The sequence below is a fragment of the Streptomyces sp. NPDC048361 genome, assembly GCF_040651795.1.
In the GTDB taxonomy this organism is placed as follows: Bacteria; Actinomycetota; Actinomycetes; order Streptomycetales; family Streptomycetaceae; genus Streptomyces.
This window is the reverse complement of the sequence record NZ_JBEZKW010000014.1, coordinates 41,113-60,682: the sequence shown is the minus strand read 5'-3', so window position 1 is coordinate 60,682 and position 19,570 is coordinate 41,113. Positions and strand designations below refer to the sequence as shown.

Here is a 19,570-nt window from a genome sequence, read left to right as displayed (position 1 = left end):
CCGAAAACGGGGTTAGGGGCGCGGGGAACTGCGCGAGACGCGGGCACGGTCCGCACCCGAAAGCCGACCCTTCGAGGCCCGCGGGGAACTGCGCGAAAGGGGGTCAGCGGGCCGCCAGCGACGTCGCCAGCCGCGGCGACGCGTATCGCGTGCCGCAGACGAAGCGCATCAGCGGCCCGAAGGAAGACGCCGCCCCCAGCCCCGTGAAGTACAGCCCCGGCACCGCGGACTGAAAGCCCGCATCCAGCACCGGCGCCCCCCGCGACGTGACGAGCCCCGTCCGCACGCCGTCTCCCAGGAAGTCCAGCGCCGCCACGTCCATGCGGTATCCCGTCGCCGCCATGACGTGGTCCGCCGAGAGTTCCCGCTCCACCCCCGCCCCGCCGCTCAGCGTGAGCACCGGCCGGCCCCGCTCCACCCGGGCCCGTACGATCCGCCGGCCGTCGGTCACCGCGACCCGCCCCGTGAAGCGTTCGCGCAGCCACCACGCGCCCAGCGGGCCCAGCACACGGCGTACCAGGTAGTGGCGGGCCGGCGCCGGAAGGTGGCGTACATGTGTCGCGTGGTAGGAGAGGGCGTACAGCGACCACGCCTTGCCGAAGGGGGAGTTGGGGCTGAACCGGGGTTGCCGGTCGGGTGCGTCGCCGAAGCCGACAGCGCCCGCCCGCCGCGCCACGACCCGTACGTTCGCCCCCGCCTCCGCCATCAACACGGCGTTCTCCAGGGCGGATTGACCCGCGCCGATCACGAGCACCTCACGACCGGCGAAACCGGACAGGTCGCGGTGTTGGGCGGCGTGCGAGACGGGGCCCGTCGCCGAGGGGCCGTCGGGTATCGCCGCGGCCAGTTCGCGCGGCAGCCGGGCGAGCCCGGAGAGCCCGGTGGCCACGACGACCGCCCGCGCCTCGCAGCTCTCCCCGGAGTCCAGCTTCAGGGCGAAGCCGCCGCCCGGCGCCCGGTCGACCGAGACGACCCTGACCTGCTCCAGATCGGGGAAGAGTTTCGCGGCGAACCACTGCCCGTACGCGGCGAAGTCCTCCACCGGAATCAGGTCCCACTCCGATTCGAGGCGCCGCGTGCCGGTCTCCGCGCAGAAGTCGAGCAGCCCGTACCCCGGCTGCGGCGCGTCGATGGTGGAGGCGACCGGCGTCGACTTGAGGAGCATGCCCGCCGGCATGTGCTCGCGCCAGCTCACCATGGGCGAGCCGAAGACACGCACCGGGATGCCCCGGGCGCGCAGATGTGCGGCGGCGGACAGGCCGAACGGCCCCGCCCCGATGACCACCACCGGACGCACCGGCGTACTCGCTGTACCCACTCGCAATCCCTTCTCGCTTACCGGAGTTCGGCCCCCGCCTCCGCCGGCTCCCGCTTCCCGGAGTCCGGCCTCCGCGCCCGCCGGCCTAGGTGCGCCGCGAGCTCTGCCAGAGGCGGTACAGATGCCGGGCCCCCGGCCGTACGAAGCGGGCCAGCATCGTGACGAAGGGACGGAGGTCGTCCCGCGCGATCCAGGCGAGCTCGGTGCCGGCCGGGCGCTCGGGCGCGTGCGGCGTGGTGTAGCCGCTGCGCCGGTAGGCGAGCAGCGCGGGCAGGTCGATGTTCTCGACCACATAGCGTCGTCCGGCGCGCTGTTCGCCCTCCGGCACCCGGCGCCCGGTGAGGTGGAGGTGCTGGGCGCGGACGACATCCACCCCGGCCCCGTTCTCGAAGAGGCGGAACTGGGCGCCCATGCGCGGATTGAAGTCCAGGAGCTTGTACCGGCCGTCACGGCGGTCGAAGCGCAGATCGAGGTCGGCGACACCGCTGAAGCCGATGTGTTTCACGAACTGTGCGGCCAGCGAGGCGAGTTCGGGGTTGTCGACGACGTACGCGCTGGCCGTCATCCCGGCGTGCGGCGGCCAGGACCGCACCTTGACGCCGGTGAACAGTGCGAGCGGGGTGGAGTGCTCGTCGAAGTAGGCGTGCACGATCCAGTCCTCGGCCTGTTCGCGCGGCAGGTACTCCTGGAGGATCACGCCCGGCCGCTCGCCCCAGCGGCGGGCCAATGCGAGCAGATGCCGGCGGTCCTCGATCCGGGTCGTGCCGGCCACCGCGGGGCTGCGGCGCCGCACGAACGCCTCCCGGTTCTTGGCCACCACCGGGAAGAGCGCGTGCTCGGCGAAGCCCTCGACATCGGCGTACGTCTCGGGAAAGGCGGCCGCCGGGGACGGCACGCCGTGCTCCACGCACAGCTCGTGCAGCCCCTGCTTGCTGGCCAGGCGCCGGGGTAACTCCGGTGCCACCGGCGGGAAGAGGAAGCGCCCGGCGAGCTCCCTCTGGTGCTCGGCGATCAGCACCGCGGCCTCTTCATCGGTGGGGATCAGGACGGATGGGCGCCCGATGCGCCTGCCGACGGCGAGCAGCCCCTCGACGAGCACGGCCGGCTCCTCGGCGCCGGTCGTCGGCCAGGCGAAGGCACGGGTGAGGTAACGGGAGTGGGCCGCGGGTGTCCAGCGGTCCTCGGTGATCGCGTACATCGGCACGCCCAGCCTGCCGAGACTGCGGATGGCGCCGACCCCGCCGTGGTGCAGCGGATAGTTCCCGAACTTCACTATGAGTCCGGGTACGTCCCGGTCCGCCCTGAACAGCACGCCACTGCCCGCCACCAGCCCCCCTCGGGACAGAAAGCCCGACACCCCGACAGAGCGCGCGGCCCCCTCGCCGGTCCCGCCCCGGACAGAGACGCTAAGGGGAAACGACCACCTCCGGAGGGGGAATTTCCGGACATTGCGAACTCTTTAGGCACTGCCGCGCCGAGCATCCCCGACGTAACGTGTAGCCCACACCCGTGGAAAGCGAGGCAGGCACCGATGTCCGAGCAGAGCCCGCTCGAACTGGCCGAGGGCGATCCCTTCGGCCCGCACAATCTCCCGTACGGCGTCTTCTCCACGCCGGACCGCCCGGCCGACCGCAGGGTCGGCGTCCGCATCGGCGACCACGTCCTCGACGCGGGGGCGGCGGCGCACGCGCTGGGCTCCCCGTACGCGGCGCTCCTCGCCAAGCCGAGCCTCAACCCGCTCCTCGCGGCGGGGCGCACGGCCTGGCGCGACGTGCGCCGGGCGCTCACCGCCTGGGTGACGGTGCCCGCGCACCGCCCGGTGATAGAGCCCCTGCTGCACCCGCTCTCCGAGGTCGAGCTGCACTTGCCGTACGAGGTCGCCGACTACGTCGACTTCTACGCCAGCGAGCACCACGCCACCAACGTGGGCCAGATCTTCCGCCCCGACAGCGACGCGCTCACCCCCAACTGGAAGCATCTGCCCATCGGTTACCACGGCAGGTCGGGCACGATCGTGGTCTCGGGCACGGAGGTACGCCGCCCCCAGGGTCAGCGCAAGACGCCCGCCGACGCCGCCCCGCTCTTCGGCCCCTCCGTCAAGCTGGACATCGAGGCCGAGGTGGGCTTCGTGGTGGGTACGCCCTCCACCCTGGGCGAGCCGGTGGACCTGGCCTCCTTTGACGACCACGTCTTCGGCCTCTTCCTGCTCAACGACTGGTCCGCGCGGGACATCCAGGCCTGGGAGTACGTGCCGCTCGGCCCCTTCCTCGGCAAGTCCTTCGCGACGTCGGTCTCGGCGTGGGTCACCCCCCTGGAAGCCCTGACGGCGGCCCGCGTCGCCCCGCCCGCCCGGGACTTCCCCCTCCTCCCCTACCTGGACGACTCCGCCGAGGAGGTCCCGGGCGGGTTCGACCTGCGCATCACGGTCTCCATCAACGGCACGCCGGTCGCCGAGCCGCCGTTCTCGTCGATGTACTGGACGGCCGCGCAGCAGTTGGCCCACATGACGGTGAACGGCGCGTCGCTGCGTACGGGTGACGTGTTCGGCTCGGGCACGGTCAGCGGCCCCGAGCGCGACCAGCGCGGGTCGCTCCTCGAACTCACCTGGAACGGCACGGAGCCGCTGGAACTCACCTCCGGCAAGCGGACGTTCCTGGAGGACGGCGACGAGGTCACCCTCACGGCCTGGGCGGCCGGGCCGCACGGGGTTCCGGTGGGCCTGGGCGAGGTCCGGGGCCGCATCACCCCGTCCCTCTGACCCACGCCGCGGGCTGTTGCGGAACGGGCCGCCCCCTCCGGGACTTTCCCCCACCCCGCCCCCTTCCCTAGCCCCTCCGGGGGAAAGGGGGCGGGTGGGTGGGTGAGCGCGTTGGGGTCTGGGGCGGAGCCCCAGGAGTCAGCTCAGGTCGGACAACACGGCCAGGACGGCCTCGCCGTACTTGGCGCGCTTGGCCTCCCCCACCCCACTGACCGTGGCCAACTCGTCCAACGACCCCGGCCGAACCGTAGCGATCTCCCGCAACGTCGCATCGTGGAAGATGACGTACGCCGGAACCCCCGCCTCCTTCGCCTGCGCCCCCCGCCACGCCCGCAGCGCCTCGAAGACCGGGACCACCTCGGGCGGCAGGTCGGCCGCGACGGCGGACTTCTTCGACGCGCTGCGCGCCGCCGCCCGCGCCGGCTTCTCCGGCTCCGTCCGCATCCGGACCTCGCGCCGCCCCCCGAGCACCTCCCCGCTCGCCTCGGTCAGCACCAGCGTCCCGTACTCCCCCTCCACCGCGAGCAGCCCCTGCGCGAGCAACTGCCGTGCCACACCGCGCCATTGAGCCTCGGAGAGATCCTCCCCGATACCGAAGACCGACAGCGCGTCATGGTCGAACTGGATGATCTTCGCGGTCCTGCGGCCGAGCAGGATGTCGATGATCTGGCCGGCGCCGAACTTCTGGCCCCGCTCGCGCTGAAGGCGTACGACCGTGGAGAGCACCTTCTGCGCCGCGACCGTGCCGTCCCACGTCTGGGGCGGGGTGAGGCAGGTGTCGCAGTTGCCGCAGGTCTCGGCGGTTGCCTCCTGGCCGAAGTAGCCGAGGAGCTGGGCCCGCCGGCAGGAGGCGGTCTCGCAGAGCGCGAGCATCGCGTCGAGGTGCGCGGCGGCCCGGCGCCGGAACGCCTCGTCGCCCTCGCCGCCCTGGATCATCTTGCGCTGCTGGACGACGTCTTGCAGCCCGTACGCCATCCAGGCCGTGGAGGGCAGCCCGTCGCGCCCGGCGCGGCCGGTCTCCTGGTAGTAGCCCTCGACCGACTTGGGCAGGTCGAGGTGGGCGACGAACCGGACGTCGGGCTTGTCGATGCCCATACCGAAGGCGATGGTCGCGACCACCACCAGGCCGTCCTCCCGCAGGAAGCGGGACTGGTTGAGGGCGCGCGTGCCGCCGTCGAGCCCCGCGTGGTACGGGACGGCCTGGATGCCGTTGTCGCTGAGGTACTGGGCGGTCTTGTCGACGGAGGCGCGCGAGAGGCAGTAGACGATGCCCGCGTCCCCGTCGTGCTCCTCCTTGAGGAAGGTGAGGAGCTGCTTCTTCGGGTCGCTCTTGGGCACGATCCGGTACTGGATGTTGGGCCGGTCGAAGCTGGCCACGAAGTGCCGCGCGTCCGGCATGACGAGGCGCTGGGTGATCTCGCGGTGGGTGGCGTCGGTGGCGGTGGCGGTGAGGGCGATGCGGGGCACGTCGGGCCAGCGCTCGCCGAGCAGGGACAGGGCGAGGTAGTCGGGGCGGAAGTCGTGGCCCCACTGGGCGACGCAGTGCGCCTCGTCGATGGCGAAGACGGAGATCTTGGCGCGGGAGAGCAGGTCGAGGGTGGCCTCGACGCGGAGCCGCTCGGGGGCGAGGTAGAGCAGGTCGAGCTCGCCGGCGAGGAGCTCGGCCTCAACCGTGCGGCGCTCGTCGAAGTCCTGCGTGGAGTTGATGAACCCGGCGCGCACGCCGAGCGCCCGCAGGGCGTCCACCTGGTCCTGCATCAGGGCGATGAGCGGGGAGACGACGACGCCGGTGCCGGGCCGGACGAGCGCGGGGATCTGGTAGCAGAGGGATTTGCCGCCGCCGGTGGGCATGAGCACGAGGGCGTCGCCACCGGCCACGACGTGCTCGATGATGTCGCCCTGCGCGCCGCGGAAGGTGTCGTATCCGAAGACGCGGTGGAGTGTCCGCAGGGCCTCGCTCTCCGTGTCCACGATCTGCGTTCCGCCGGTTGCGCTCATCGCTCTGTCCCCCGCGCTTGTTCGTCACCGTTCACCCCAGCAACGATAGGCGCCCCCGCCGACACCCCCCGAGTTATCCACAACCCCGGCCTTCCCACGCGGTGCCCCGCGCCCCTGGCGGCGCTGGTGCCTGGCGGTACCGACAGCCCTGGGGCTGCCCCGGCAACCCCGCCTTCGACTGCGCACCGTGCCCGCGTCCCGCGCAGTTCCCCGCGCATCTCGGGGCGGGGTGGGGAAAAGGCGGAGGCCCCGGCGCCACCCACCCGCACCAGGGCCCCACCCACTCCCACAGAAACACCTACCGCGCAAACACCCCCGCGCTATGCGCAAGATCGAGGAAGTACTGGGGCGCCACACCCAGCACCAGCGTCACCGCGACCCCGACCGCGATCGCCGTCATCGTCAGCGGCGACGGCACCGCCACCGTCGGGCCATCCGCCTTCGGCTCGCTGAAGAACATGAGCACGATCACCCGGATGTAGAAGAACGCCGCGACAGCGGAGGAGATCACACCGACCACGACCAGCGCCCCCGCACCCCCCTCCGCCGCCGCCTTGAACACGGCGAACTTTCCGGAGAACCCGGAGGTCAGCGGGATGCCCGCGAAGGCGAGCAGGAAGACCGCGAAGACCGCCGCGACCAGCGGCGAGCGACGGCCGAGCCCCGCCCACTTGGACAGGTGGGTCGCCTCGCCGCCCGCGTCCCGCACCAGCGTGACCACCGCGAACGCGCCGATCGTGACGAACGAGTACGCCCCCAGGTAGAAGAGGACCGAGGAGATGCCGTCCGCGTTGGTGGCGATGACACCGGCCAGGATGAACCCGGCGTGCGCGATCGAGGAGTACGCGAGCAGCCGCTTGATGTCGGTCTGGGTGATCGCGACGACCGCGCCGCCCAGCATCGTGATGATCGCGACGCCCCACATGACCGGCCGCCAGTCCCAGCTCATGCCGGGCAGCACCACGTACAGCAGACGCAGCAGCGCGCCAAACGCGGCGACCTTGGTGGCGGCCGCCATGAAGCCCGTCACCGGGGTGGGGGCGCCCTGGTAGACGTCCGGGGTCCACATGTGGAACGGCACCGCGCCGACCTTGAAGAGCAGGCCCATCAGGAGCATCGCCCCGCCGATCAGCAGCAGCGCGTCGTTGCCCATGGTGCCGGCGAGCGCCGGGTCGACGTTCTGGACGGAGCCGCTGACGACGTCGGCGATCGTGGCGTACGAGACGGAGCCCGCGTAGCCGTACAGGAGCGCGATGCCGAAGAGCAGGAAGGCCGAGGAGAACGCGCCGAGCAGGAAGTACTTGACGGCCGCTTCCTGCGACATGAGCCGCTTGCGGCGGGCCAGGGCGCACAGCAGGTAGAGCGGGAGGGAGAAGACCTCAAGGGCCACGAACAGGGTCAGGAGGTCGTTCGCCGCCGGGAAGACCAGCATTCCGGAGACGGCGAACAGGGCCAGCGGGAAGACCTCGGTCGTGGTGAAGCCGGCCTTGACGGCGGCCTTCTCGCTGTCGCTGCCGGGCACCGAGGCCGCCTGGGCGGCGAAGGAGTCCACCCTGCTGCCGTGCGCCTCCGGGTCGAGGCGGCGCTCGGCGAAGGTGAAGACCGCGACGATGGAGGCCAGCAGAATGGTGCCCTGAAGGAAGAGCGCGGGGCCGTCGACGGCGACCGCGCCCATGGCCGCGATGTGCGCCTTGGTGGTGCCGTAGCCGCCGGCCGCGAGGCCGACGACCGCGGCGAAGGCGGCGGCGAGTGCGACCACCGAGAGGAACACCTGCGTGTAGTAGCGGGCGCGGCGCGGGACGAAGGCCTCCACGAGGACGCCGATGACCGCCGCGCCCACCACGATCAGCGTGGGTGCGAGCTGCGCGTACTCGATGTGCGGCGTGGGGATCTTGTCCAGCTTTCCCTCGGCCGCCGTGGTCCACAGGCTGTGGACAGCTGATGGGCTCACTTGGCCGCCTCCAGCGCGGGGTTGGGGTCCTTCTTGTGTACGTCCGACATGGTGTGCCGCACCGCCGGGTTGACGATGTCCGTCAGCGGCTTCGGGTAGACGCCGAGGAAGATCAGCAACGCGATCAGCGGGGCGACCACCAGCAGTTCACGGACCTTGAGGTCGGGCATTCCCTGGATCTCCGCCTTGACCGGGCCGGTCATCGTCCGCTGGTAGAGGACGAGGACGTAGAGCGCGGCCAGGACGATGCCGAGGGTCGCGACCACACCGGCCACCGGGTAGCGGCTGAACGTGCCGACCAGGACCAGGAATTCACTGATGAAGGGAGCAAGGCCCGGCAGGGACAGGGTGGCGAGACCGCCGATCAGGAACGTGCCGGCGAGCACCGGCGCGACCTTCTGGACGCCGCCGTAGTCCGAGATGAGCCGGGAGCCGCGGCGCGAGATCAGGAAGCCGGCCACCAGCATCAGGGCGGCCGTCGAGATCCCGTGGTTGACCATGTAGAGCGTGGCGCCGGACTGGCCCTGGCTGGTCATCGCGAAGATGCCCATGATGATGAAGCCGAAGTGCGAGATCGACGCGTACGCGACCAGGCGCTTGATGTCGCGCTGGCCGACCGCGAGCAGCGCCCCGTAGATGATGCTGATCACGGCGAGCACCACGATCACCGGCGTCGCCCACTTGCTGGCCTCCGGGAAGAGCTGGAGGCAGAAGCGCAGCATCGCGAAGGTGCCGACCTTGTCGACGACCGCGGTGATCAGGACGGCGACCGGCGCGGTCGCCTCGCCCATCGCGTTGGGCAGCCAGGTGTGCAGCGGCCACAGGGGGGCCTTCACCGCGAAGGCGAAGAAGAAACCGAGGAAGAGGAGCCGCTCGGTGTTGGTCGCCATGTGGAGCGAGCCGCTCGCGCGGGCCGCGGCGATCTCGTTCAGCGAGAACGATCCGGCCACCACGTACAGGCCGATGACCGCGGCCAGCATGATGAGGCCGCCGACCAGGTTGTAGAGCAGGAACTTGACGGCCGCGTACGAGCGTTGGGTCGCCGCCGCCTCGTCGCCCTGACTGTGTGCCCGGTCGCCGAAGCCGCCGATGAGGAAGTACATCGGGATGAGCATGGCTTCGAACAGGATGTAGAAGAGGAAGACGTCGGTGGCCTCGAAGGAGAGCACCACCATTGCCTCGACGGCGAGGATCAGGGCGAAGAAGCCCTGGGTGGGCCGCCAGCGGCTGCTGTGCGTTTCCAGGGGGTCGGCGTCGTGCCAGCCGGCCGCGATGATGAACGGGATGAGCAGTGCGGTGAGCCCGATGAGGGCGACGCCGATGCCGTCGACGCCCAGTTCGTAGCGGACGCCGAAGTCCTTGATCCAGGCATGCGATTCGGTCAACTGGTAACGCGCGCCGCCCGGTTCGAACCGTACGAGCTGGATCGCGGCCAGCACCAGGGTGGCGACCGAGACCAGCAGGGCCAGCCACTTGGCGGCGGTGCGCCGGGCGGCCGGGACCGCAGCGGTCGCGACCGCGCCGAGCGCCGGCAGGGCGGCCGTCGCGGTGAGCAGAGGGAAGGACATCGCGTTACACCGCCCTCATCAGCAGAGTCGCGGCGATGATCACCACAGCACCTCCGAACATCGAGACCGCGTAGCTGCGGGCGAAGCCGTTCTGCAGCTTGCGCAGGCGGCCGGAGAGCCCGCCGACCGAGGCGGCGGTTCCATTGACGACTCCGTCGACCAGGCTGTGGTCGAGGTAGACGAGCGAGCGGGTGAGGTGTTCGCCGCCGCGGACCAGGACCACGTGGTTGAAGTCGTCCTGGAGCAGGTCGCGGCGGGCGGCCCGGGTGAGCAGCGAGCCGCGCGGGGCGACGGCGGGCACGGGCCCCCGTCCGTACTGGGCGATCGCGAGACCCACGCCGATGAGCAGGCAGACCATGGTGGCGGCGGTGACCGTCCACGCCCCGACCGGCGAGTCGCCGTGGTCGAAGGAGGTGACCGGCTCCAACCACTTCACGAAGCGGTCGCCGATGCCGAAAATGCCGCCGGCGAAGACCGATCCGAAGGCGAGCACGATCATGGGGATCGTCATGGTCTTCGGGGACTCGTGCGGGTGCGGCTCGTCGTGGGCGCCGCGCGTCTCGGCGGCGGGCTCCACGTCCGGTTCGGCGGGCGACGCGGTCTTCGTGTTCTTCCAGCGCTCCTCGCCGAAGAAGGTCAGCACCATCACGCGCGTCATGTAGTACGCGGTGATCGCGGCGCCGAGCAGGGTGACCGCGCCGAGGATCCAGCCCTCGGTGCCGCCCTTGGCGAACGCCGCCTCGATGATCTTGTCCTTGGAGAAGAACCCGGACAGGCCGGGGAAGCCGATGATCGCGAGGTAGCCGAGGCCGAAGGTGGCGAAGGTGACCGGCATGTACGTCCGCAGGCCGCCGTACTTGCGCATGTCGACCTCGTCGTTCATGCCGTGCATGACCGAGCCGGCGCCGAGGAAGAGCCCGGCCTTGAAGAAGCCGTGCGTCACCAGGTGCATGATCGCGAAGACGTAGCCGATCGGACCGAGCCCGGTGGCGAGCACCATGTAGCCGATCTGCGACATCGTCGACCCGGCGAGGGCCTTCTTGATGTCGTCCTTGGCGCAACCGACGATCGCACCAAACAAGAGCGTCACCGCGCCGATGACCACGACGACCGTCTGGACGTTCGGCACCGCGTTGAAGACCGCGCCGGAGCGGGTGATCAGGTAGACGCCGGCGGTCACCATGGTCGCCGCGTGGATGAGGGCGGAGACCGGGGTCGGGCCCTCCATCGCGTCACCGAGCCAGGACTGGAGCGGGACCTGCGCCGACTTGCCGCAGGCGGCGAGCAGCAGCATCAGACCGATCGCGGTGTCGCGGCCCGAGCTCGCCTGGCCGGCCCCGCCGAGGACGGCGGTGAAGGCGAAGGAGCCGAACGTCGTGAACATCACCATGATCGCGATGGACAGGCCCATGTCGCCGACCCGGTTGACCAGGAAGGCCTTCTTGGCGGCGGTCGCCGCGCTCGGCTTGTGCTGCCAGAAGCCGATGAGCAGGTAGGACGCGAGGCCCACGCCTTCCCAACCGACGTACAGGAGCAGGTAGTTGTCGGCGAGGACCAGCAGGAGCATCGCCGCGAGGAACAGGTTGAGGTAGCCGAAGAAACGACGGCGGTTCTCGTCGTGCTCCATGTAGCCGATCGAGTAGATGTGGATCAGGGTGCCCACACCGGTGATCAGCAGTACGAAGGTCATCGACAGCTGGTCGAGCTGGAAGCCGACGTTGGCCTGGAAGCCTTCGACGGGGATCCAGCTGAACAGGTGCTGGGTCACGGTCCGTTTGTCGGCGGCGCGGCCCAGCATGTCGAAGAAGAGCACCGCGCCGATGACGAAGGACGCGGCGGCGAGCAGGGTGCCCAGCCAGTGGCCGACCCGGTCGAGGCGCCGGCCGCCGCACAGCAGGACGGCGGCTCCGAGCAGGGGCGCCGCGATGAGCAGCGCGATGAGGTTCTGTGTGTTTCCCACGGTTGCAGCGACCCCTTACAGCTTCATCAGGCTGGCGTCGTCGACCGAGGCCGAGTGGCGGGAACGGAAGAGCGACACGATGATCGCGAGCCCGACCACGACCTCCGCGGCGGCGACGACCATCGTGAAGAACGCGATGATCTGGCCGTCGAGGTTGCCGTGCAGCCGGGAGAAGCAGACGAAGGCGAGGTTGCAGGCGTTGAGCATCAGCTCGACGCACATGAAGACCACGATCGCGTTGCGCCTGATGAGCACCCCGGCGGCGCCGATGGTGAACAACAGGGCTGCCAGATAGAGGTAATTGACCGGATTCACTTGGCGGCCTCCTCTTGGTCTCGCCCGAGGTCGTGGTCGCGCCCGCGGTCCTGGTCGCGCCCGGCATCCCTGCCGTGCCCGGAGTCGTTGCCCCGGCCGAGCCGGCCCTCCGAGCGCTGCTCAAGGGCCTTCAGGTCGGCGAGCGCCTCGCTGGAGACGTCGCGGATCTGGCCGCGGCCGCGCAGGGTCTGGTTGACGGTGAGTTCGGAGGGGGTGCCGTCGGGCAGCAGGCCCGCGATGTCCACCGCGTTGTGCCGGGCGTAGACGCCGGGGGCGGGCAGCGGGGGCAGGTGCCTGCCGCGTACGCGCTCCTCGGACATCTCGCGCTGGGTCTTGGCGCGCTCGGTGCGCTCCCGGTGGGTGAGCACCATCGCGCCGACCGCCGAGGTGATCAGCAGGGCGCCGGTGATCTCGAAGGCGAAGACGTACTTGGTGAAGATGAGGGTGGCGAGACCCTCCACATTGCCGTTGGCGTTGGCCTGGCCGAGCCCGTTGAAGCTCTTCAGGGAGGCGTTGGCGATGCCCGCGATGAGGAGGACCCCGAAGCCGAGCCCGCAGGCCGCGGCCCACCAGCGCTGGCCCTTGATGGTCTCCTTCAGCGAGTCGGCCGCGGTGACACCGACCAGCATGACGACGAAGAGGAACAGCATCATGATCGCGCCGGTGTAGACGACGATCTGGACGACGCCCAGGAAGTACGCCCCGTTGGCGAGGTAGAACACCGCGAGGATGATCATGGTTGCGGCGAGGCACAGTGCGCTGTGCACGGCCTTCTTCATGAGGATCGTGCACAGGGCGCCGATCACGGCGACCGTGCCGAGCACCCAGAACTGGAAGGCCTCGCCGGTGGAGGTGTGCGAGGCCGCGGCGGCCAGCAGCTCGGTGGGCGCGCTCATGCCCCCACCGCCTTGCCGGACGCGGGCTCGTCGTCACCGAAGGTGGAGGCGCCCTCCTGGGGCCGCTCCCCCTTGCTGAGCGCGACCTGGCGGACGGTGCCGGGCGCGGCCTCGGTGACCAGACCGCGGTAGTAGTCCTGCTCGTCCATGCCGGGGTAGATCGCGTGCGGACTGTCGACCATGGTGTCGTCGAGCCCGGCGAGCAGCTGTTCCTTGGTGTAGATCAGGCTCTCGCGCGAGGAGTCGGCCAGCTCGAACTCGTTGGTCATCGTCAGCGCCCGCGTGGGGCACGCCTCGATGCACAGGCCGCACAGGATGCAGCGGGCGTAGTTGATCTGGTAGACGCGGCCATAGCGCTCGCCCGGCGAGTAGCGCTCCTCGTCCGTGTTGTCGGCGCCCTCCACATAGATGGCGTCGGCGGGACAGGCCCAGGCGCACAGCTCGCAGCCGATGCACTTCTCCAGGCCGTCCGGGTGCCGGTTGAGCTGGTGGCGGCCGTGGAAGCGGGGCGCGGTGACCTTCTGCTGTTCCGGGTACTGCTCGGTCAGCCGCTTCTTGAACATGGCCTTGAAGGTCACACCGAAGCCGGCCACGGGGTTGAGGAACTTGTCCTGCGGTTCCTGCGACCCCTGCGACCCGGCCGGCTCCCCGGCCTTCGCCGGCTGCGCCGACTTCTTGCTCAGCGACTTGCCGAGCGACTTGCTCGATGACTTGTCAGATGGCGTGTCAGACACCGTCGCCCTCCCTTCCTTCTCCGTCACTCTGGGTATCCGCCCCGCCACTGACAATCAACTCGCGCTCTCGGCGCGGCCGTCGGCGGGGTACCGGCGGAAGGGTCTGTCCGGGCAGCGGCGGCACCGGGAATCCCCCGGCCATCGGGTCGAAGGCGGCGGGCGGCGTCGCCGACCCCGCGTCCGCCCCGTCCGCCCCGTCCTTCTTGCTCCGGAACACGTCCGCGACGAAGGAGAGCAGCAGCAGCGCGACGACGGCGCCGCCGACGTACAGCACGATCTTCGAGAAGCCGTAGCCCTCGTTGTGCAGGGCCCGTACGGTCGCGACCATCATCAGCCAGACCACGGAGACCGGGATGAGGACCTTCCACCCCAGCTTCATCAGCTGGTCGTAGCGGACCCGGGGCAGCGTGCCGCGCAGCCAGATGAAGAAGAAGAGCAGCAGCTGGACCTTGATGACGAACCAGAGCATCGGCCACCAGCCGTGGTTCGCGCCCTCCCAGAAGGTGCTGATGGGCCAGGGGGCGCGCCAGCCGCCGAGGAAGAGGGTGGTCGCGACGGCCGAGACGGTGACCATGTTGACGTACTCGGCGAGCATGAACATCGCGAACTTGATGGACGAGTACTCGGTGTTGAACCCGCCGACCAGGTCGCCCTCGGACTCCGGCATGTCGAACGGGGCCCGGTTGGTCTCGCCGACCATCGTGACGATGTAGATGATGAACGAGACCGGCAGCAGCACGATGTACCAGCGGTCGCCCTGCGCCTCGACGATCTTCGAGGTGGACATCGACCCGGAGTACAGGAAGACCGAGGCGAAGGCCGCGCCCATCGCGATCTCGTAGGAGATCATCTGCGCGCAGGAGCGCAGCCCGCCGAGGAGCGGATACGTGGAGCCGGACGACCAGCCGGCGAGCACGATGCCGTAGATGCCGACCGAGGCGACGGCCAGGATGTACAGCATGGCGATCGGCAGGTCGGTGAGCTGCATCGTGGTGCGGTGACCGAAGATCGACACTTCGTTGCCCGCGGGCCCGAACGGGATGACGGCGATCGCCATGAACGCGGGGATCGCGGCGATGATCGGGGCCAGGACGTAGACGACCTTGTCGGCCCTCTTGACGATGACGTCTTCCTTCAGCATCAGCTTGATGCCGTCGGCGAGCGACTGGAGCATGCCCCAGGGGCCGTGCCGGTTGGGGCCGATGCGCAGCTGCATCCAGGCGACGACCTTGCGCTCCCACACGATGGAGAACAACACGGTCACCATGAGGAACGCGAAGCAGAAGACGGCCTTGACGACGACGAGCCACCAGGGGTCGCGGCCGAACAGGGAGAGGTCCTCCGCAGCGAGCATGATCACGCCTCCACCACCTCCGAGGGGGCTTCCGTAACGGCCGGTCCGATGCGGACGACCTGTCCGGGGACCGCGCCGGTGTCGGCGGCGACCCCGCCGCCGACGGAGTTCAGCGGCAGCCACACCACCCGGTCGGGCATCTCGCTCACCTGGAGCGGGAGTTGGGTGGATCCAGCCGGGCCCGTGACCTGAAGGAGGTCGCCGTCCTTGACGCCGGACTCGGCGGCGGTGGCCGCGGAGAGCCGGGCCAGGGCCGCGTGCCGGGTGCCGGCCAGCGCCTCGTCGCCCACCTGGAGCGAGCCCTGGTCGAGCAGCATCCGGTGGCCGGCGAGGACCGCTTCGCCCTCGGCGGGCCGCGGCAGCGCGAGCGCCGTCTCCAGGGGCTCGCTCGCGCGTGGCCCCTCCCAGGTGCCGAGCCGCGTCATCTCGCGCCGTACGGCGTGGACGTCGGGCAGGGCGAAGCGGCCGCTCCCCTCGGCGCCGCCGATACCGGCGACCGCGTCGGCCAGCATGTGCAGGACCCGCGCGTCGGTGGGCGCCAGGGTGCGGGTCATCTGCTCCGGCTTGAGCGCGGCCTCGAACAGGCGGGCCCGGCCCTCCCAGTTGAGGAAGGTGCCGGACTTCTCGGTGACGGAGGCGACCGGGAAGACCACGTCGGCGTGGGCGGTGACCGCGCTCGGCCGCAGTTCGAGGCTGACCACGAAGGCCCCTTCGAGGGCCTTGCGGGCCCGCGCCGGGTCCGGCAGGTCGGCCGGGTCGACGCCCGCGACGAGCAGTGCGCCCAGTTCGCCGGTGAGCGCGGCCTCGACGATCTGGCCGGTGTCGCGCCCGTAGCGGTGCGGGAGTTCGCGTACGCCCCAGGCGGAGGCGACCTCGTCGCGGGCGCGCGGGTCGGTGGCCGGGCGGCCGCCGGGCAGCAGCGACGGGACGGCGCCCGCCTCCACCGCGCCGCGCTCGCCGGCCCGGCGCGGGATCCACACCAGTTCGGCGCCGGTCGCGGAGGCGGCGCACACGGCGGCGGTCAGCGCGCCGGGCACGCCCGCGAGCCGTTCGCCGACGAGCAGGACGGCGCCCGGGGAGCGCAGCGCCTCGGCCGCCTTGGCGCCCTCCTCGTCGAGGCCGACGCCGCCGGCGAGCGCGTCGAGCCACTCGGTCTCGGTGCCGGGCGCGGCGGGCAGCAGCGTGCCCCCGGCCTTCGCGAGACCCCGGGTCATGTGGGTGGCGAGCGAGAAGGTGCGCTGGCCGTGCTTTCGCCAGGCCTTGCGCAGCCGCAGGAAGACGCCGGGCGCCTCCTCCTCGGACTCGAAGCCCACCAGGAGGACGGCCGGGGCCTGCTCGACCAACGCGTAGGTCGCGCCCCGCCCGTCGAGGTCACGGCCGTGCCCCGCGACGCGGGCCGCGAGGAAGTCGGCTTCCTCCGCGGAGTGCACGCGGGCGCGGAAGTCGATGTCGTTGGTGTCGAGGACGGTCCGCGAGAACTTGGCGTAGGCGTACGCGTCCTCGACGGTGAGCCGCCCGCCGGTGAGCACCCCGGCCCGGCCGCGCGCCGCGGCGAGCCCGATGGCCGCCGTCTCCAGCGCTTCGGGCCAGCTCGCCGGTTCGAGTACGCCCTCGGCGTTGCGCACCAGGGGGGTGGTCAGCCGGTCGTGCTGCTGCCCGTAGCGGAAGCCGAACCTGCCCTTGTCGCAGATCCACTCCTCGTTGACCTCGGGGTCCTCGGCCGCGAGGCGCCGCATGACCTTGCCGCGCCGGTGGTCGGTGCGGGTCGCGCAGCCGCCCGCGCAGTGCTCGCACACCGAGGGCGACGACACGAGGTCGAAGGGGCGGGAGCGGAACCGGTAGGCCGCCGAGGTGAGCGCGCCGACCGGGCAGATCTGGATGGTGTTCCCGGAGAAGTACGACTCGAACGGGTCGCCCTCGCCGGTGCCGACCTGCTGGAGCGCGCCCCGCTCGATCAGCTCGATCATCGGGTCGCCGGCGATCTGGTTGGAGAAGCGGGTGCAGCGCGCGCACAGCACACAGCGCTCGCGGTCCAGGAGCACCTGGGTGGAGATCGGGACCGGCTTCTCATAGGTGCGCTTGTGGCCTTCGAAACGCGAATCCGTGGAGCCGACCTGCATCGCCTGGTTCTGGAGCGGACACTCGCCGCCCTTGTCGCAGACCGGGCAGTCCAACGGGTGGTTGATCAGGAGGAGTTCCATCACTCCGCGCTGCGCCTTCTCGGCGACCGGCGAGGAGAGCTGGGATTTGACCACCATGCCGTCGGTGCAGGTGATGGTGCAGGACGCCATCGGCTTGCGCTGGCCCTCGACCTCGACGATGCACTGGCGGCAGGCGCCGGCCGGGTCGAGCAGGGGGTGGTCGCAGAACCGCGGGATCTCGATGCCGAGCTGTTCGGCGGCGCGGATCACCAGGGTGCCCTTGGGGACGCTGATCCCGATGCCGTCGATGGTCAGCGAGACGAGATCCTCCGGCGGCACGGCCGCCTCGCCGCCCCCGGAGGAAGCGCTACTCGTCGTCACAGTCATGCGTTCACCTCCGTGCTGTCGTCCGCCCAGGCCGTGGACCTGGCGGGATCGAAGGGGCAGCCCTTGCCCGTGATGTGCTGCTCGTACTCGTCGCGGAAGTACTTGAGCGAGGAGAAGATCGGCGAGGCCGCGCCGTCACCGAGCGCGCAGAACGACTTGCCGTTGATGTTGTCGGCGATGTCGTTGAGCTTGTCGAGGTCGTCCATCGAGCCCTTGCCGGCCTCGATGTCGCGGAGCAACTGGACCAGCCAGTACGTCCCTTCACGGCAGGGCGTGCACTTGCCGCAGGACTCATGGGCGTAGAACTCGGTCCAGCGGGTGACGGCCCGCACCACGCAGGTCGTCTCGTCGAAGCACTGGAGCGCCTTGGTGCCGAGCATCGAACCGGCCGCGCCCACGCCCTCGTAGTCGAGCGCCACATCGAGGTGCTCGTCGGTGAACATCGGCGTCGAGGAGCCGCCCGGGGTCCAGAACTTGAGCCGGTGGCCCTTGCGCATGCCGCCGCTCATGTCGAGCAGCTGGCGCAGGGTGATGCCGAGCGGCGCCTCGTACTGGCCGGGGCTCGTGACGTGCCCGCTGAGCGAGTACAGCGTGAAGCCCGGGGACTTCTCGCTCCCCATCGACTTGAACCAGTCCTTGCCGCGGCTGAGGATCGCGGGAACCGAGGCGATGGATTCGACGTTGTTCACCACAGTGGGGCACGCGTACAGACCGGCGACCGCGGGGAAGGGGGGTCGCAGCCGGGGCTGGCCGCGACGGCCTTCGAGGGAGTCCAGGAGCGCGGTCTCCTCACCGCAGATGTACGCCCCGGCGCCCGCGTGCACGGTGAGTTCGAGGTCGAGGCCGCTGCCCAGGATGTCCTTGCCGAGGAAGCCCGCCTCGTACGCCTCGCGCACGGCTTCGTGCAGCCGCCGCAGTACGGGGACGACTTCGCCGCGCAGGTAGATGAAGGCGTGCGAGGAGCGGATCGCGTAGCAGGCGATCACGATGCCTTCGATGAGGGAGTGCGGGTTGGCGAAGAGGAGCGGGATGTCCTTGCAGGTCCCGGGCTCCGATTCGTCGGCGTTGACGACGAGGTAGTGCGGCTTGCCGTCGCCCTGCGGGATGAACTGCCACTTCATCCCGGTGGGGAAGCCGGCGCCGCCGCGGCCGCGCAGACCGGAGTCCTTGACGTACGCGATGAGGTCGTCCGGCGTCATGGCGAGCGCTTTGCGCAGGCCCTCGTAGCCGTCGTGCCGCCGGTAGGTCTCCAGGGTCCAGGATTCCGGCTGGTCCCAGAAGGCGGAGAGGACCGGCGCGAGCAGCTTCTCCGGGCTGCTCCCGTTGCCGTTGCCTTCGATCTCGGTGGCCAAGGTCATCACTCCCCCTCCTCGGCGGCGGGACCGGCCGGGTGGGCCGGGTCGGACGCTGAGGTCTGCTGCGGTGCGTCGTGCGAGCTCAAGTGGTGTGAGCCCGGCTGGGGTTCGTCGTTCCGGACCTGGCCGCCGCGCGGGTGCACCACGCGCTTGGCGCCGGGTGTCTCGCCCTTGGCGAGCCGGAGCCCGGCGAGCGAGGCGGGGCCCGCGCCGCCGGTCGCGGCGACCGCGCCGGGCCGCTCGTCGGGGAAGCCGGCCAGGATCCGCGCGGTCTCCTTGTACGTGCACAGCGGCGCGCCCCGGGTCGGCTCGACGGGGCGGCCGGCGCGCAGGTCGTCGACGAGGCGCTTGGCGCTCTCGGGGTCCTGGTTGTCGAAGAACTCCCAGTTGACCATCACGACGGGCGCGAAGTCGCAGGCCGCGTTGCACTCGATGTGTTCGAGCGTGACCTTGCCGTCGGCTGTCGTCATATCGGGCCCGTTGTTGCCGACGCCCAGGTGGCTCTTCAGCTCGTCGAAGATGGCATCGCCGCCCATCACCGCGCAGAGCGTGTTGGTGCAGACACCGACCTGGTACTCGCCCGACGGCTTGCGCCGGTACATGGAGTAGAAGGTGGCCACGGCGGTGACCTCGGCGGTGGTCAGCTCCAGGAGTTCCGCGCAGAAGGCCATGCCGGTGCGCGAGACGTATCCTTCCTCCGCCTGGCAGAGGTGGAGCAGCGGCAGCAGTGCGGAGCGGCTGTCGGGGTAGCGGGCGATGATCTCCCTGCCGTCCGCTACGAGCCGGGCGCGTACATCGGCCGGGTAGTCGGGCGCGGGCAGTTGGGGCATGCCCA

General features: G+C 70.6%; 14 protein-coding genes. 1 reads left to right on the top strand and 13 read right to left on the bottom strand.

Annotated features, from left to right (window positions below; genetic code table 11):
* Nucleotides 1–103 precede the first annotated feature (103 nt).
* Nucleotides 104–1,318, bottom strand: coding sequence for an FAD-dependent oxidoreductase (locus AB0D31_RS10645; RefSeq protein ID WP_362719913.1), 1,215 nt, complete (start codon nt 1,316–1,318; stop codon nt 104–106).
* 85 nt (nt 1,319–1,403) lie between these two features.
* Complete coding sequence (locus AB0D31_RS10640; protein ID WP_362720092.1) at nt 1,404–2,630, bottom strand: ATP-grasp domain-containing protein; 1,227 nt, start codon at nt 2,628–2,630, stop codon at nt 1,404–1,406.
* A 219-nt stretch (nt 2,631–2,849) separates the two neighbouring features.
* Here AB0D31_RS10640 and fahA point away from each other — a divergent pair, with 219 nt between their 5' ends.
* Entirely contained in the window at nt 2,850–4,076 is a 1,227-nt protein-coding gene (fahA, locus tag AB0D31_RS10635; protein ID WP_362719910.1) for a fumarylacetoacetase, read from the top strand.
* Nucleotides 4,077–4,214: 138 nt separating this feature from the next.
* Here fahA and recQ read toward each other — a convergent pair whose 3' ends face one another.
* The 11 genes from recQ to nuoE form a co-directional block, all read right to left on the bottom strand.
* Nucleotides 4,215–6,074 carry a DNA helicase RecQ gene (gene recQ / locus AB0D31_RS10630; RefSeq protein WP_362719907.1) on the bottom strand — a complete coding sequence of 620 codons (1,860 nt, stop codon included), beginning with the start codon at nt 6,072–6,074 and terminating at the stop codon, nt 4,215–4,217.
* Nucleotides 6,075–6,372: 298 nt separating this feature from the next.
* Nucleotides 6,373–8,025 carry an NADH-quinone oxidoreductase subunit NuoN gene (nuoN, locus tag AB0D31_RS10625; protein ID WP_362719905.1) on the bottom strand — a complete coding sequence of 551 codons (1,653 nt, stop codon included), beginning with the start codon at nt 8,023–8,025 and terminating at the stop codon, nt 6,373–6,375.
* Complete coding sequence (locus AB0D31_RS10620) at nt 8,022–9,593, bottom strand: NADH-quinone oxidoreductase subunit M (RefSeq protein WP_362719902.1); 1,572 nt, start codon at nt 9,591–9,593, stop codon at nt 8,022–8,024. Before AB0D31_RS10620 ends, nuoN begins: the two co-directional genes overlap by 4 nt.
* A gap of 4 nt (nt 9,594–9,597) precedes the next feature.
* Entirely contained in the window at nt 9,598–11,553 is a 1,956-nt protein-coding gene (nuoL, locus tag AB0D31_RS10615) for an NADH-quinone oxidoreductase subunit L (protein ID WP_362719899.1), read from the bottom strand.
* A 15-nt stretch (nt 11,554–11,568) separates the two neighbouring features.
* Nucleotides 11,569–11,868, bottom strand: a complete 300-nt coding sequence (nuoK, locus tag AB0D31_RS10610; protein ID WP_100578793.1) for an NADH-quinone oxidoreductase subunit NuoK — start codon at nt 11,866–11,868, stop codon at nt 11,569–11,571.
* On the bottom strand, nt 11,865–12,764 hold the full coding sequence (locus AB0D31_RS10605) for an NADH-quinone oxidoreductase subunit J (RefSeq protein WP_362719896.1): 900 nt from the start codon (nt 12,762–12,764) through the stop codon (nt 11,865–11,867). The genes nuoK and AB0D31_RS10605 overlap by 4 nt, the downstream gene beginning before the upstream one ends.
* Nucleotides 12,761–13,447: an NADH-quinone oxidoreductase subunit NuoI gene (nuoI, locus tag AB0D31_RS10600; RefSeq protein ID WP_362720089.1), complete on the bottom strand. Its 687-nt coding sequence runs from the start codon at nt 13,445–13,447 to the stop codon at nt 12,761–12,763. The genes AB0D31_RS10605 and nuoI overlap by 4 nt, the downstream gene beginning before the upstream one ends.
* A gap of 43 nt (nt 13,448–13,490) precedes the next feature.
* Nucleotides 13,491–14,852, bottom strand: coding sequence for an NADH-quinone oxidoreductase subunit NuoH (gene nuoH, locus AB0D31_RS10595; protein ID WP_362719894.1), 1,362 nt, complete (start codon nt 14,850–14,852; stop codon nt 13,491–13,493).
* A gap of 2 nt (nt 14,853–14,854) precedes the next feature.
* A complete protein-coding gene (locus tag AB0D31_RS10590; RefSeq protein ID WP_362719892.1) occupies nt 14,855–17,380 on the bottom strand; it encodes an NADH-quinone oxidoreductase subunit G in 2,526 nt (841 codons plus the stop codon).
* Complete coding sequence (gene nuoF / locus AB0D31_RS10585; protein WP_362719889.1) at nt 17,377–18,738, bottom strand: NADH-quinone oxidoreductase subunit NuoF; 1,362 nt, start codon at nt 18,736–18,738, stop codon at nt 17,377–17,379. The genes AB0D31_RS10590 and nuoF overlap by 4 nt, the downstream gene beginning before the upstream one ends.
* Entirely contained in the window at nt 18,738–19,565 is an 828-nt protein-coding gene (gene nuoE, locus AB0D31_RS10580) for an NADH-quinone oxidoreductase subunit NuoE (RefSeq protein WP_362720086.1), read from the bottom strand. The genes nuoF and nuoE overlap by 1 nt, the downstream gene beginning before the upstream one ends.
* Between the last annotated feature and the right edge of the window lie 5 nt (nt 19,566–19,570).

Excerpts from the sequence above, each read along its gene's own strand:
- fahA (WP_362719910.1), top strand. The coding sequence starts at position 2,850 with ATGTCCGAGCAGAGCCCGCTCGAACTGGCCGAGGGCGATCCCTTCGGC.
- recQ (WP_362719907.1), bottom strand. The coding sequence starts at position 6,074 with ATGAGCGCAACCGGCGGAACGCAGATCGTGGACACGGAGAGCGAGGCC.
- AB0D31_RS10620 (WP_362719902.1), bottom strand. The coding sequence starts at position 9,593 with ATGTCCTTCCCTCTGCTCACCGCGACGGCCGCCCTGCCGGCGCTCGGC.
- AB0D31_RS10605 (WP_362719896.1), bottom strand. The coding sequence starts at position 12,764 with ATGAGCGCGCCCACCGAGCTGCTGGCCGCCGCGGCCTCGCACACCTCC.
- nuoH (WP_362719894.1), bottom strand. The coding sequence starts at position 14,852 with ATGCTCGCTGCGGAGGACCTCTCCCTGTTCGGCCGCGACCCCTGGTGG.
- AB0D31_RS10590 (WP_362719892.1), bottom strand. The coding sequence starts at position 17,380 with ATGACTGTGACGACGAGTAGCGCTTCCTCCGGGGGCGGCGAGGCGGCC.
- nuoF (WP_362719889.1), bottom strand. The coding sequence starts at position 18,738 with ATGACCTTGGCCACCGAGATCGAAGGCAACGGCAACGGGAGCAGCCCG.
- nuoE (WP_362720086.1), bottom strand. The coding sequence starts at position 19,565 with ATGCCCCAACTGCCCGCGCCCGACTACCCGGCCGATGTACGCGCCCGG.